15 protein-coding genes and 1 pseudogene are annotated in these 13,647 nt (G+C 72.7%); 15 read left to right on the top strand and 1 reads right to left on the bottom strand.

Annotated features, from left to right (window positions below):
- Positions 1–115: 115 nt before the first annotated feature.
- The 12 genes and pseudogenes from KME75_RS13425 to KME75_RS13370 form a co-directional block, all read left to right on the top strand.
- Positions 116–397 (top strand): annotated as a pseudogene (locus tag KME75_RS13425) (DUF1707 SHOCT-like domain-containing protein); the annotation flags it as partial.
- Between the two features lie 257 nt (positions 398–654).
- Positions 655–1,836, top strand: coding sequence for a Gfo/Idh/MocA family protein (locus tag KME75_RS13420; protein ID WP_219414959.1), 1,182 nt, complete (start codon positions 655–657; stop codon positions 1,834–1,836).
- A 31-nt stretch (positions 1,837–1,867) separates the two neighbouring features.
- Positions 1,868–2,860, top strand: coding sequence for an ABC transporter permease (locus KME75_RS13415; protein ID WP_219414958.1), 993 nt, complete (start codon positions 1,868–1,870; stop codon positions 2,858–2,860).
- 25 nt (positions 2,861–2,885) lie between these two features.
- Positions 2,886–4,016: an ABC transporter permease gene (locus KME75_RS13410; RefSeq protein WP_219414957.1), complete on the top strand. Its 1,131-nt coding sequence runs from the start codon at positions 2,886–2,888 to the stop codon at positions 4,014–4,016.
- A gap of 12 nt (positions 4,017–4,028) precedes the next feature.
- On the top strand, positions 4,029–4,685 hold the full coding sequence (locus tag KME75_RS13405) for an ATP-binding cassette domain-containing protein (RefSeq protein ID WP_219414956.1): 657 nt from the start codon (positions 4,029–4,031) through the stop codon (positions 4,683–4,685).
- Positions 4,628–5,374: a DUF6807 domain-containing protein gene (locus KME75_RS13400; protein ID WP_308282745.1), complete on the top strand. Its 747-nt coding sequence runs from the start codon at positions 4,628–4,630 to the stop codon at positions 5,372–5,374. The genes KME75_RS13405 and KME75_RS13400 overlap by 58 nt, the downstream gene beginning before the upstream one ends.
- 82 nt (positions 5,375–5,456) lie before the next feature.
- Entirely contained in the window at positions 5,457–6,212 is a 756-nt protein-coding gene (locus tag KME75_RS13395) for a cupin domain-containing protein (RefSeq protein ID WP_219414954.1), read from the top strand.
- Between the two features lie 61 nt (positions 6,213–6,273).
- Complete coding sequence (locus KME75_RS13390; RefSeq protein WP_219414953.1) at positions 6,274–7,293, top strand: LacI family DNA-binding transcriptional regulator; 1,020 nt, start codon at positions 6,274–6,276, stop codon at positions 7,291–7,293.
- 171 nt (positions 7,294–7,464) lie between these two features.
- Positions 7,465–8,490: an ABC transporter substrate-binding protein gene (locus tag KME75_RS13385; RefSeq protein ID WP_219414952.1), complete on the top strand. Its 1,026-nt coding sequence runs from the start codon at positions 7,465–7,467 to the stop codon at positions 8,488–8,490.
- A complete protein-coding gene (locus KME75_RS13380; RefSeq protein ID WP_219414951.1) occupies positions 8,487–9,518 on the top strand; it encodes a FecCD family ABC transporter permease in 1,032 nt (343 codons plus the stop codon). The genes KME75_RS13385 and KME75_RS13380 overlap by 4 nt, the downstream gene beginning before the upstream one ends.
- Positions 9,515–10,552 (top strand): FecCD family ABC transporter permease, encoded by a 1,038-nt coding sequence (locus tag KME75_RS13375; protein ID WP_219414950.1) that lies wholly within the window; start codon positions 9,515–9,517, stop codon positions 10,550–10,552. The genes KME75_RS13380 and KME75_RS13375 overlap by 4 nt, the downstream gene beginning before the upstream one ends.
- A 145-nt stretch (positions 10,553–10,697) precedes the next feature.
- Positions 10,698–11,132 (top strand): DUF5313 family protein, encoded by a 435-nt coding sequence (locus KME75_RS13370; RefSeq protein ID WP_308282744.1) that lies wholly within the window; start codon positions 10,698–10,700, stop codon positions 11,130–11,132.
- A gap of 138 nt (positions 11,133–11,270) precedes the next feature.
- Here the strand turns inward: KME75_RS13370 and KME75_RS45845 are convergent, their stop codons facing one another.
- Complete coding sequence (locus tag KME75_RS45845; RefSeq protein WP_308282743.1) at positions 11,271–11,555, bottom strand: dihydrofolate reductase family protein; 285 nt, start codon at positions 11,553–11,555, stop codon at positions 11,271–11,273.
- 537 nt (positions 11,556–12,092) lie between these two features.
- Here KME75_RS45845 and KME75_RS13360 point away from each other — a divergent pair.
- The 3 genes from KME75_RS13360 to KME75_RS13350 all read left to right on the top strand — a co-directional run.
- Positions 12,093–12,557 (top strand): DUF2975 domain-containing protein, encoded by a 465-nt coding sequence (locus KME75_RS13360; RefSeq protein WP_219414949.1) that lies wholly within the window; start codon positions 12,093–12,095, stop codon positions 12,555–12,557.
- Positions 12,557–12,805 (top strand): helix-turn-helix domain-containing protein, encoded by a 249-nt coding sequence (locus tag KME75_RS13355; protein WP_219414948.1) that lies wholly within the window; start codon positions 12,557–12,559, stop codon positions 12,803–12,805. The genes KME75_RS13360 and KME75_RS13355 overlap by 1 nt, the downstream gene beginning before the upstream one ends.
- A gap of 257 nt (positions 12,806–13,062) precedes the next feature.
- Positions 13,063–13,647, top strand: a 585-nt coding sequence (locus KME75_RS13350) for a helix-turn-helix domain-containing protein (RefSeq protein WP_246632021.1), incomplete at its 3' end; no start/stop codon positions are given.

Below are 13,647 nucleotides of genomic sequence, written 5' to 3'. Positions count from 1 at the left end.
CACCCGCGTGAGCGAGCCGGTGCGCCCCGAGGACATGCGCGTCTCCGACGTTGACCGCGGCCGTGTGCAGGACCGGCTCCGGCGGGCCCACGACAGCGGGTAGCTCGACCTCGGCGAGTTCGACGAGCGCGTGCGGTCGGTCTGGGCGGCGCGCACCCGCGGCGAGCTCGAGCGCGCGACGGCCGACCTGCCCGCGCTGCCGCCCGAGCCCGGCCGCCGGCCGGTCTTCTCCGACACCGACGGCGGCACGGCGATGCGGGTGCTGACGATCGTCTGGGCCGGGCTCACCGCCGTCAACCTGGTGATCTGGGGGATCATCTCGCTCAGCGCCGGCGCCCTGTACCCGTGGTGGGTCTGGGTCGCCGGGCCGGCCGGGGCGGTGCTGCTCGTGCTCTAAGTCGCGGGCATCGACAGGCCGCCGCGCAAGCCGGGCCGGTAGCCCTCCGTCTCCCAGGGACCACCCGGTCCTGGTCCGCAGCCCCGGTTGCAGCAAAGCCACTTTCACGCAAGCAGATGGCATGAAAGTGGCTTTGCTGCAATTTCGTGCCGCCAGTCGCCCGCCCGGACTGCCCACGCGCTGCTGACGTCACGAGGTGATAGCGCTTTCCGGAAGCCCTTGACGTCCCCCGCTCGCGTACTTACGGTTCGTGACCAATGCCAACCGGGAAGTTTCCGGAAGGCGTTGCGGTCGCACCGGTACACCTCGACGAGGAGGCAGACGACCATGTGCTCGCCCACCACGACCGGAACGTCGGCGTGAGCCCGCTCCGGGCAGCGATCGTCGGTACCGGCGGCATCGCGCGGATCCACGCCGAGGCCCTGCGGTCCCTGTCGGACGAGGTCGAGCTCGTCGCGGGGGTCGACGTCGATGCGGAGCGGCTCGCCGCGTTCGGCGACCGGCACGACGTCGCCCTCCGATACACCGACCTCGGGAAGATGCTGGCCTCGGTCGAGCCCGACCTGGTGCACATCTGCACCCCGCCGGGTCTGCACCACGCGCAGGTGCTGGCGTGCCTCGGCGCGGGTGCCACGGCGCTGGTCGAGAAGCCCCCGACGCTGAGCCTCGCCGAGCTCGACGAGCTCGCGGCCGCCGAAGGCGCCGACGGCCCGTGGGTGGCCACGGTGTTCCAGCACCGCTTCGGTTCCGGGGCCCGGCGCCTGCAGGACGTGATGGCCTCCGGAGCGCTGGGCCGTCCGCTGCTCGCGGTCTGCCACACCACGTGGTTGCGCGAGCAGTCCTACTTCGACGTGCCGTGGCGCGGCCGCTGGGACACCGAGGGCGGCGGCCCGACCATGGGGCACGGGATCCACCAGATGGATCTCCTGGTCGCGCTGCTCGGCGACTGGACCGAGGTGTCGGCGATCGCTCGCAGGCAGGCCCGCGCGGTGGACACCGAGGACCTGTCGGTCGCCCACGTGACGTTCGCGAACGGCGCCGTCGCCACCGTGGTCAACAGCGTGCTGTCGCCGCGCGAGGAGAGCTACATCCGCATCGACTTCGAGCGCGCGACCGTCGAGCTGACCCACCTCTACGGCTACGGCGACGACGACTGGCGGATCACGCCCGCGCCGGGCCACAAGGAGGTCGTGACGGCGGCGTGGGCCGCGGGCGACGCCGGCGTCAGCAGCGGGCACCGCGCACAGCTCGCCCACGTGCTCCGGTGCCTGCGCGAGCACCGCCCGCCGCCGGTCACCTCGGCCGACGCGCGGCGCACGATGCAGCTGGTGGCGGGGGTCTACGCGTCGGCGTTCGAGCGCACCCCGGTGACGCCCGCCGACCTGGCGGCGCCGTCGCCGTTCCACGCGGGCATGAGCGGCACGGGCCCGCGGTGGTGACGGCCGGGCCGGGCGGCGCCGGGGGGACCCGATGACCAAGCTCGTGGTCCGGCGCCTGCTCTACATGATCCCCACGATGTTCGCCATCTCGGTGGTGACGTTCCTGATCATCCAGCTGCCGCCCGGCGACTTCCTGTCCACCTACATCGCGGAGCTGGCGTCCCGCGGCGACGCCGTGGACACCCGGCTGGTCGACGCGCTGCGCGAACGCTACGGGCTCGACCAGCCGATCTACGTGCAGTACTGGCAGTGGATCTCCAACATCGTGCTGCACGGCGACTTCGGCGACTCCTTCCAGTACCGCAGGCCGGTGTCGGACCTGATCTGGGGCAGGCTCGGCCTCACGATCGCGCTGGCGATCGCCACGCTGCTGGTCAGCTGGGCGATCGCGTTCCCGATCGGCGTGTACTCCGCGGTGCGCCAGCACTCGTTCGGCGACTACGCCTTCACGTTCATCGGGTTCCTCGGCCTCGCCACGCCGAACTTCCTGCTCGCGCTCATCTTCGTGTGGATCTCGTTCCGCTACTTCGGTCAGAGCGTCGGGGGGCTGTTCTCGCCCGAGTACGTGGACGCGGCCTGGAACCTGGGCAAGGTCATCGACCTGGTCGCGCACCTGTGGATCCCGGTGCTGATCATCGGCACGGCGGGCACGGCGGCGCTGATCCGGGTGCTGCGCGCCAACCTGCTGGACGAGCTGCGCAAGCCGTACGTCACCACGGCGCGGGCCAAGGGGCTCCCGGAGTGGCGGATCATCCTGAAGTACCCGGTGCGCACGGCGGTGGGGCCGTTCATCAGTACTGTGGGCTGGCTGCTGCCGAGCCTCGTCGGCGGCGAGGTGCTGGTGTCGGTGGTGATCGGGCTGGACACCACCGGCCCGCTGCTGCTCGACGCCCTGATCAGCCAGGACATGTATCTGGCCGGCAGCTTCATCCTGATCCTGGCCACGCTGACCGTGATCGGCACGCTCGTGTCGGACCTCCTGCTCGCGTGGTGGGACCCACGCATCAGGCATGCGCAAGGGTGAGGGCAGCAACATGGCGCTGAGAAGCATGGCATCGAGAGTCCGGCGCAAGGCCGACCGCGTGGACGAGGCCGCCTTCGCGGTCGCCTCGCAGCGCAAGCTGATCTGGTGGCGGTTCCGCAGGCACCGCCTTGCCATGGCCAGCGGGGTGGTCGTGCTGCTCATGGCGTTCGTCGCGGTGTTCGCGGAGTTCCTCGCCCCGTCCACTCCCGACTCGTTCGACGCCGACCACACCTACGCGCCGCCGCAGCAGCTGCACGTGATCGACACCTCGGGGGGCGGCTGGGAGTTCGGGCTCTACGTCCACGGCTACACCTCCGAACGCGACCCGGAGACGCTCGCCCGCGTCTACGAGATCGACGAGTCGCAGAAGATCCCCGTCGGATTCTTCGTGCGGGGCGAGCCGTACGAGCTGTGGGGGCTGTTCCCCACCGACCTGCACCTCCTCGGGCCGAGCGATCCCGACGCGCCGATGTACCTGCTCGGCGCCGACCGCAACGGACGCGACCTGCTGTCCCGGCTGATCTACGGCACCCGCATCTCGCTGTCGATCGGGCTGGTCGGGGTGGCGCTGACGTTCGTGCTCGGGATCGTGCTCGGCGGGATCTCCGGCTACCTCGGCGGCCGCGCCGACACCGCGATCCAACGCGTGATCGAGTTCCTGATGTCGATCCCGACGATCCCGTTGTGGCTGGGGCTGTCGGCCGCGGTGCCGAGAACCTGGGGACCGCTGGAGACCTACTTCGCGATCACCGTGATCCTCTCGGTGATCGGCTGGACGGACCTCGCGCGCGTGGTGCGCGGGCGGTTCCTGTCACTGCGCGAGGAGGACTTCGTGCTGGCCGCGCGGCTGGACGGGGTCGGCACGCCGCGGATCATCCTGCGGCACATGCTGCCGTCGTTCAGCAGTCACATCATCGCGTCCCTGACGCTCGCGATCCCGTACATGATCCTCGCCGAGACCGCGCTGTCCTTCCTCGGCCTGGGCCTGCAGCCGCCCGTCGTCAGCTGGGGCGTGCTGCTGCAGGAGGCGCAGAACATCCACACGATCGCCGGCTCGCCGTGGCTGCTGCTCCCCGGCGTAGCCGTGGTGGTGGCGGTTCTGGCGCTCAACTTCGTCGGCGACGGGGTCCGCGACTCCGCCGACCCCTACCGATAGGACGGGTGAGACGTGCAGGAACCCAGTGTCGCCGCGGTCCAGGTCGCGCCCGGTTCGCAGCGCGATGACGTCCTCGTCGAGCTCGCCGGACTCCGGACCCACTTCTTCACCGAGGAGGGCCTCGTCCGCGCGGTCGACGGCGTGGACCTGCAGGTCCGCCGCGGCCGGACGCTGTGCGTCGTCGGTGAGAGCGGGTGCGGGAAGAGCATCACCGCCCGGTCGATCCTGCAGCTGGTGGACCCGCCCGGCCGGGTGGTGGACGGGCAGATCCTGCTGCACCGCTCCGGCGGCGAGGTGCTCGACCTCGCCGAGCTGGACCCCCGTGGCCGGGAGATCCGCGACGTCCGCGGCAAGGACATCTCCATGATCTTCCAGGAGCCGATGACCTCGCTCTCGCTGGTCCACACCGTCGGCGACCAGATCGTCGAGGCGATCCGGGTGCACCGCGACGTGAGCAAGGCGAAGGCCCGGCGAGCCGGCCGGAACCGACGTCGCGCTGACGGCCTCGTCGGCGCCCCGACCCGGCGCACCACGAGCACGACCGCTCGCTGCGCATCGGTCATGCCGACGCCGAGCTGGTCCGGTACGTGTACCGGCCGTGGGACGCGCAGGTGGAGTCCCCGAAGCCGTACTTCCACCCGCTGCGGACGCACGGCGGCGATGTCGTGAGCCTCTACCGCCCGCACGACCACGTGTGGCACAAGGGCCTCATGTGGTCCCTGGCCAACGTGTCGCTGCCCGACGTGGGCTCGGCGAACTTCTGGGGCGGCCCCACCTACGTGCGTGGCCGGGGCTACCAGTGGCTGCCCAACGACGGCACGACGCAGCACCGGACCTTCGACCGGATCGACGCGCGGCCCGAGGGCGTCGTCGTCGGCGGGCGGCTGGACTGGATCACGCAGCAGGGCGACACGTGGTTCACCGAGAAGCGCTCGTTCCAGGTCACCGCCCAACCCGATCGCGGCGCCTGGACGCTGGTCTTCACCACCGAGTTCACCAACCGGACCGACAGCACCGTCACGCTCGGCAGCCCCACCACGGAGGGCCGGGAGAACGCCGGTTACGGAGGGCTCTTCTGGCGGGGCCCGCGGTCGTTCTCCGGTGGGCGGGCCTACACCGCCGACGCAGTGGGCGGCGACGACCTCATGGGCGTGCGCGAGCCGTGGCTTGCGTTCGCGGGCAGGCACGACGACACCGGCCGCGCGTCCACGCTCGTGTTCGTCGACGATCCGGCCAACCGCGGCTTCCCCACGACGTGGTTCGTGCGGTCCGGCGTCTACGCCTGCGTCTGCCCCGCGCCCTTCTTCCGCGAGGAGGTGCCCCGGGCGTACCACTGTCGTTTCGGTACGCGGTGGTGATCGCCGACGGTGACCGGGAGCAGGACGGGTCGGCGGCGCTCGCCGATGTCGGCCTGGCGGAGCTGGCGCGCGCGGAGCGCCCGTGACCGGCTTCCCCGGTGGCACGGGCGTGTCGCACCTGCGGGTGTACGACTGGCCCGCGGCCGACGGGCTCGCCGGTGGGTCGCCGCACCTGCACACGGCCTCCGCCGAGGGATACGTGGTGCTGCGAGGCGCCGGCGTGCTCGAGACGCTGAGCAGCGCCGGGTTCCGCGAGACCCCGCTGTCGGCCGGCACGCTGCTGTGGTTCACCCCCGGCACGGTGCACCGCCTCGTCAACACCAGCGGTGACCTCGAGCTGGTCGTGGTGATGCAGAACGCCGGCCTGCCCGAGGCGGGCGACGCCGTGCTCACCTACCCGCCCGACGTGCTCGCCGACCCGCGGGCGTACCGGACGGCCACCGAGCTGTCGTCGGCCGCCGGACCGACCGACCCCACCGCCGCCGACGTCGTGCTGGGCACGGCGGCCCGCCGGCGCCGCGATCTCGCCGTCGAGGGCTACCTCGCGCTGCGCGAGCGCGTCGGGTCCGAGGGCCCTGCGGCGCTGGCGGAACTGCACGCGGCGGCGGTGGCGCTGGTCGGAGGCAAGGCAGCCGGCTGGCGACACGCGTGGGAACGCGGGCCGAAGGCGCAGGCAGACGCGACAGGGCAGCACCTCGACGACATCGCCGCCGGGCGCGGGCGACACCTTGCGGACGCCTCCGTCCACGTGGCGACACCGGCCCCGGGACCGCAGGGGCACGGGATGTGCGGCCGGCTGCAGGTGTGGGATCTGGACGGGGCGCACACAGTGGCCTGATCCGGGGGCCGGACGGTTTCCGGAACTAGACTCGGGTTGTTCCGGAGCACGAGGAGGGCCAGTGGCCGACCACGCGGGAGGCCGCGTCACCATCACCGCCATCGCGCAGGAGGCGGGTGTCTCGCTGCCCACCGTCTCCCGCGTGGTGAACGGTCGCGCCGACGTCGCGCCCGAGACCCGCAAGCGGATCGAGGAGCTGCTGCAGCAGCACGGCTACCAGCGGCCGACCCGGCGGCAGGAGACCAGGGCCAACCTCATCGACCTCGTCTTCAACGACATCGACAGCCCGTGGGCGCTGGAGATCATCCGCGGGGTCGAGGAGGTGGCCCACGGTGCGGGCGCGGGCACCGTCGTCTCCGCCATCCACCGCCGATCCACCGTTGCCCGCCAGTGGCTGGAGAACGTGCGCGCCCGCGCGTCCGACGGGGTCATCTTCGTCACCTCCGACCTCGAGCCCACGCTGCACGCCGAGCTGCGCAGGCTGCACGTTCCCACCGTGGTCGTCGACCCGGCGGGGATCCCCGCGCTGGACGTGCCCACGATCGGGGCCACGAACTGGTCCGGCGGCATGAGCGCCACCGAGCACCTGCTCGGACTCGGCCACCGCCGGATCGGGATCGTGGCGGGACACCCGCGACTGCTGTGCAGCCGGGCGCGGCTCGACGGCTACCGCGCCGCGCTGCAGTCGGCCGGGATCGCGGTCGACGACGCCCTGATCGAGCAGGGGGACTTCAAGCACGAGTCCGGCTACTCCGCGGCGTGCTCGCTGCTCGACCTGGCCGAGCCGCCCACCGCGATCGTGGCCTCGAGCGACGAGATGGCGTTCGGCGTGTACGAGGCCGCCCGGGTGCGGCACCTGCGGGTGCCCGACGACCTGTCCGTCGTCGGCTTCGACGACCTGCCGGGCGCCCGCTGGGCGTCCCCACCGCTGACGACGGTCCGGCAGCCGCTCGTGGAGATGGGCCTGCTCGCGGCCCGCACGGTGCTGCGTCTGATGAACGGCGAGGAGATCGAGAGCCCGCGCGTGGAGCTCGCCACGGACCTGGTCGTCCGGCACAGCACCGCGTCGCCGCGCGGCTGAGGGCGGGCACCGGCGGACAGGGCCCCTCTCCGACTGTCAGGAAAGCCACGTTCCTGTCATTCAACGTCGGGAACGTGGCTTTCTGACACCGAGACCCCGTCCCGATTGAAGAGGTGCTCAGGTGTTGCGTACGCTCCGGTGATCCGCCCGCCCGTCGAGAGGCCGTCGCCGATGCCCCGCACCCGTCGCCTCGCGGCCGTCCTGCCGGCCGCCGCGCTGCTCCTCGGCACGGCCTGTGGCGGCCCGCCACCGTCGGCCGCGGCCACGGGGGAGGGCACGACGGTGCGCAACTGCGGGATCGACGTGACCGTCCCGGCGCCGCCGCAGCGCATCTACGCCGCCTACCAGCCGGCGATCGAGATGGCGCACGCGCTCGGGCTGGGCGACCGGCTCGTCGGCACGGCGTTCCTCGACGCCGCAGTGCTGCCCGAGTACGCGCAGGCGCAGGCGCGGGCTCCGTACCTGCCGCAGATGCCCAGCCGCGAGGCCCTGCTCGCGGCCACGCCGGACTTCGTGCTCTCGGGGTTCAACGACACGTTCGCCGACGGCGGCGGCGAGAGCGTCGGCACCCGGGCGAGCCTGCACGAGCTCGGCGTGCGCACCTGGGTGTTCGGGCCGCTGTGCCCGAGCGCGGACGGGCGCAGCGACGAGGCGATCGACCCGGCATCGGTCACGATGGACACCGTCTACGCGGACCTGCGCGGCCTCGGCACCCTGTTCGGCGTCGAGGAGCGGGCGGAGCAGGTGATCGCCGACATGCAGGACCGCATCGCCGCGGTGCGCGAGCGGGTGGAGGGCGTGCCGCGGCCCAGCGTGGCGGTGGTGGCGCCGCAGGGGGACGGGACGTTCCGCATCGCGAGCGGACTGGACTTCGTGACGCGCATCCTCGACATCGCCGGCGCCGACAACGTCTTCGCCGACCTCATCGACCGGCGCAACGTGAGCGTCGGTGCCGAGGAGATCATCGCGCGGGACCCCGACGTCATCCTCACCAGCACCTGCTGCGACGCGTCCTACACGCTCGCCGACGCCGCGCCGGACGTCGAACGGATCATGGCCGACCCGGCGCTGGCCAACGTCGCCGCGGTCCGTGCTGACCGCGTCGAGCCGTTCCTGTTCGCCGACCGGGCCGCCGGGGTGCGGGTGCCGCACGCAGCCGAGCTGGTCGTCTCGATCGTGCACCCCGACCGGGCGTGACGTCCGTCCTCGCGCCGCCCGCGCCGCGCCCGCGCGTGCGACGGAGGGCCGCACCGCTCGCTCTGGCGCTGGCCGGGCTGGCCGGGGCGGCCCTGCTGTCGCTGCTGGTCGGCAACCAGCCGCTCAGGTTCGGCGAGCTGCTGGCCGCGCTGACCGACTTCGCCGGGCGGGACAGCGACCTGATCGTGTGGCACCTGCGGATCCCGCGCACGGTCGCGGGCCTGCTGGCCGGTGTCGCGCTGGGGCTGGCCGGCGCTGTGGCACAGGGGCTCACCCGCAACCCGCTCGCCGACCCCGGGCTGCTGGGGGTCAACGCCGGCGCGGCGCTGGGGGTGGTCGTCGCCATCGCGGTCCTCGGAGTGGGGACCCTCGCCGGCTACGCCTGGTTCGCGTTCGCCGGGGCGGCCGCGGCGGCCGTGGCCGTCCACGCGGTGGCCTCGGCGGGCCGGGGCGGGGCGACGCCGGTGAAGCTCGCGCTCGCCGGCGCCGCGCTGTCGGCCCTCCTCGGCTCGGTGACCTCGGCGTTCACGCTGCTCGACGTCGACGCGTTCGAGCGCTTCCGGTTCTGGGTGATCGGGTCCCTGGCGAGGGCGGACCTCGCGACGGTCGGGCAGGCCGTGCCGTTCGTCGCGGCCGGGGCCGTGCTCGCGCTCGCGCTGGGCCGGGCGCTCGACGCGGTCGCGCTCGGCGACGACACCGCGAGCGCGCTGGGCGCCGGGCTGCACCGCGTCCGCGGGCTCGGCGTGGCCGCTGTGGTCGTGCTGTCGGGCACGGCCACCGCGGTCGCGGGCCCCATCGGGTTCGTCGGGCTGACGGCTCCGCATCTCGCGCGCGCGATCGCCGGCGCGGACCACCGCTGGGTGCTGCCGTGGTCGGCCGTGCTCGCCCCGACCGTGCTGCTGCTCGCGGACGTCGCCGGGCGGGTGGTCCTGCGGCCCGAGGAGGTCCAGATCGGGGTGACCGCCGCCGTGCTCGGGGCTCCGGTCTTCCTGTACCTCGTGCGGCGGCGGAAGCTGCCGCAGCTGTGAACCGCGCGGTGGTCGTCCGGCGGGGTGCGGTGTCGTTCCGCGTCGACGCGGCCGCCGTGGTGCTCGGCAGCGCGGCGTGGGTGCTCGCGCTCGCCGTGGGCGCGCTGTCGCTCACGCTGGGCGAGTACCCGATGCCGCTGCCGCAGGTGCTGGCCACGCTGGCGGGCGACGGCACCCTCGTCGCCTACGACGTGGTGGTGCGCAACCGGCTGCCGCGGGTGCTCGTCGCGCTCCTGGTCGGGGCGGCCCTGGCGATCTCGGGCGCGATCTTCCAGCGGCTGGCGCGCAACCCGCTGGTGAGCCCGGACGTCATCGGGATCAACGCCGGCGCGTCGGCCGGTGCGGTCGTGGCGATCACGGTCGCCGGTGCGGGGTCGGGCACGGTGGTGGGCGGCGCGCTCGCCGGCGCCGTGTTCGCCGCCACGCTCGTGTACGGGCTCGCCTCGCGCCACCGCTTCAGCCCGTACCGGCTGGTGCTCGTCGGGATCGGCGTGACGGCGCTGCTGAGCTCGGCGGCGTCGTTCCTGCTCACCCGCTCGGAGCGCAACGTCGCGATGCAGGCGGCGATCTGGCTCGTCGGCAGCGTGGCGGGCCGCGACCACTCGCACGTCGCCATGGTCGGGACGGCCCTGACCGTGTGCGTGCCGGTCGTGCTCGTGGCGGCGCGGCAGCTGCGCCTCCTCGAGCTGGGGGACGACGTGGCCCGCGGCCTGGCGGCACGTGTGGAGCAGGCCCGTGCTGTCTTGATCGTCGCGGCGGTGACGCTCGCCGCGCTGGCGACGGCGTCGGCCGGCCCGGTCGGCTTCGTGGCGCTGGTGGCGCCGCAGATCGTGCGGAGGCTGCTGCCGATGCGGTCGGTCGCGCTGACGGCGACGTCCGGAGTGGGCGCGCTCGTCGTCGTCGCCGCCGATCTGCTGGCCCGGCGGCTGTTCAGCCCGCTGGAGGTGCCGGTCGGGGTGGTCACGGCGCTGGTGGGGGCCCCGGTGCTGCTGTACCTGCTCGTACGGGCCAACAGGCTCGGGGCGGCCGGGTGAGCGCCGCCGGTCACTGTGCAGACGCGGATGACCCGGGTGAGCGGCGTGAAGGTCCCGGGTCGAGCACCGCGCTCGAGTCCTCGACCGAGCGGGGGATGGCTCCCACACCCGGAGCACGACCGGCCGACGTACCGTGGGTACCGCAGTGGACACGAATGTTGGGGGCGTGGTGGGTGACACGAGGCGGAGGCCGGGGCCGGTCCGCTGGGTGTTGTACGCCTTCGGCAACAGCCTCCCGTCCCGCTACCACGAGTGGGTGCTCTACGACGTCACGGTACGGACCTGGGCCCTGCGCCACCTGGTGCGCACGACCGTCCAGCTGCTCCCGATCGCGGTGCTGCTCTACGTGCTGATCCCCGGGCCGGCCTGGGTTCGCGGATGCGCCGTTCTCGCCGGGCTGTCGCTCGGCTACTTCTACTCGGTGGCGTACATGTACGAGACGACCGAGCACCGCGCGATGAAGGCCGGCTACCCGCGGGGCACCGCGGGTGAGGTCCGGGGCCGGGCGACGGCGGGGGAGCGGGCCGCGCAGGAGCAGCGCTACGCCGAGCGGTGGCGCTCGGGGCCCGACGCCGGCTGAGCGGGCCCACGAGGGCGCTCCTCGTCGGCGCCCGCGCGCCCGGCGCGACCAGCACGAGGGCGACGAGGAGCGGGAGGGCGAGGGCGAGGGGTGCGGCTGGTCGACGGGCTGTCCTGAGGGCCCACGCCTGGCCGCCGGCTACCCCTCGGCCCGGTACGTGCCGTACTCGGGCTGCCCGGTCGACTCGTAGACGTGAACCGCGATCCCGCCCGGGGTCGCCCCGCTGCTCACCAGCCGCAGCCCGACCGGGGCCCCGCCCTCCGGAAACAGTCGCCTACCGGTGCCCACCACGACGGGCGCGATCAGCAGCCGCATAGTGTCGATCAGTCCCGCGGCCAGCAGTGACTGGGCCAGCTGCGCGCTGCCGTGGATCTGCAGCTCCCGGCCGGGTTGCCGCTTCAGCTCCGCAACCCGCGCCGGCACGTCGCCCGAGAGGATTCGTGGTCGGCGCCCAGGCGGCCGTGCGCAGGGTCTGGGACGCCACGTACTTCGGGAGCCCGTTCAGCCTCCCGGCGAACGGATCGTCGGGGTCGGTGACCTTGGGCCAGTCCCGCGAGAAGTTGGCGTAGGTCCGGGCGCCGAACAGGAACGCGTCGGCCTCGCGCAGCCACGTCGCGGCGAGCTGGACGAACTCCTCGTCCATGTGCGGTACCAGCCAGCCAGCGCGCGTGAACCCGTCGCTCGTGTCCTCGTCCGGGGCGCCCGGCCCCTGCGACACGCCGTCCAGCGACAGGAACTGCGTCAGCGTCAGCTTCACGGTCGGTCTCCGATCCTCCGGTGGGGCGAGGCCACGCCTCGGCGTACAGACCGGCACCTGCGCCGGAACTCGTCGCTGCACCGAAGCCGACGCGCGTGACCGCGGGTCCCGTCGCATGATCTTCCGCAAGGGGACTGGTCGGGTGCTCTTCCCGGCACGGCCGAGCTATTGACTTTCGATAGCTATCCATCGATCATCGAGCGATGAGTCAGCTCGTCATTCGCGCCCTCCGGGTGCTCCTCATCCTGATCGCGCTCGGTGCCCTCGGCGCCCAGACCGTGATCGTTTTCGTGGTCGCCACGCACCCGGAATCCGATCTGGCGGACCGCGCCGTGGCCTACGCGGCGCTCGGCGTCGCGGCCATCGCCTGCGTGGAGGTCGCGCTCGTCGCCCTGTGGGTGCTGCTCTCCATGGTGCGACGTGACGCGATCTTCGATGAGCGCGCGTTCCGGTGGGTCGATGTCATCACCGTCGCCGGACTCGTCGCCGCGGTCGTCGTTGCCGGCCTGTGTGCGCACGTGGGCGAGATCGACGACGCGCCCGGACTCGTCCTGATCGGTGGAGGCGTGGCCATCGGCGGGGCCGCGTTCGCGTTGCTGATGGTCGTCATGCGCGGCCTGCTGCGCAGCGCGACGGTTTTCCGGCGCGAGCTCGACGAGGTCGTGTGATGGCGATCATCGTCGACATCGACGTCATGCTCGCGCGCCGCAAGATGTCGGTCGCCGAGTTCGCGGAGGCGGTCGGCATCACCCCCGCGAACGTCGCCGTGCTCAAGAACGGGCGCGCCAAGGCCGTGCGCTTCACGACCCTCGACGCCGTGTGCCGTGTACTCGACTGCCAGCCCGGCGACGTGCTCCGATGGGTGCCCGACGACGAACAGCAACCGGTGGACGAACGGGTGCCTCGCTCGGCCTGACGGTCACCCGGCTCGCACGCGGATAGACGTGCGCGGCTCGAGCTCGAACAGTCGGCCCGACAGCGGGAGCCAGGATGGTCTGGCAGCTGTACCAACGCCAGAGGCCCTGTCCGATCGTCTCGGACAGGGCCTCTGACTGCTGTCGGGGTGACAGTGTCGGGGTGACAGTGTCCTGACTCAACACATCGGCGACAGGTGTCTCACGACATCGGCGACACGCTGTCTCAGGTCATGGTCGAAAGCCGGGTGGGCCCGTGATGATCAGCAATGTCGAAGGCTCGCCTGGTCATCACAGCGCTGGTGGTCGAGAGCAGTCTCCCGCTGCGGTCGCACGCCGGTACGGGGTTCACCGCTCGTGGGTGTACCGGCTCAAGGCCCGTGACGAGGCCGAGGGCGAAGCGGCGCTCACACCACGCTCGCGCCGGCCCAAGACCTCACCGCGGGCCACCGCGCCGGAGACGGTGGAGGCGGTGCTGCGGCTGCGCAAGCAACTGGCCGAGCAGGGCCTGGACGCGGGCGCGGACACCATCGCCTGGTACCTGACCCATCACCACGACGCCACTCTGTCCCAGGCGACGATCAACCGGGTCCTGGCCCGGCACGGCGCGGTCACCCCCGAGCCCGCGAAACGCCCCAAGAGCTCCTACATCCGGTTCGAAGCCAGCCACGACCGCGTCCGCACGACAAGATCGACAAAACCGGGTGCGTCACCCCCCGCGTCGCCGGGAAACTCCGCCACATCGGCATCGGCCGACCCCACGCCGGAACCCACGTCCTCCTCCTGGACTCCGACCTCCACGTCCGCGTCATCAACGCCGCCACCGGCGACCTCCTCCGCGAAC

Origin of the sequence: Pseudonocardia nigra (genome assembly GCF_019396355.1) — a bacterium.
Classification (GTDB): domain Bacteria; phylum Actinomycetota; class Actinomycetes; order Mycobacteriales; family Pseudonocardiaceae; genus Pseudonocardia; species Pseudonocardia nigra.
Note: the sequence above shows the minus strand (reverse complement) of the source record. Positions and strands in the feature narration are given on the sequence as shown.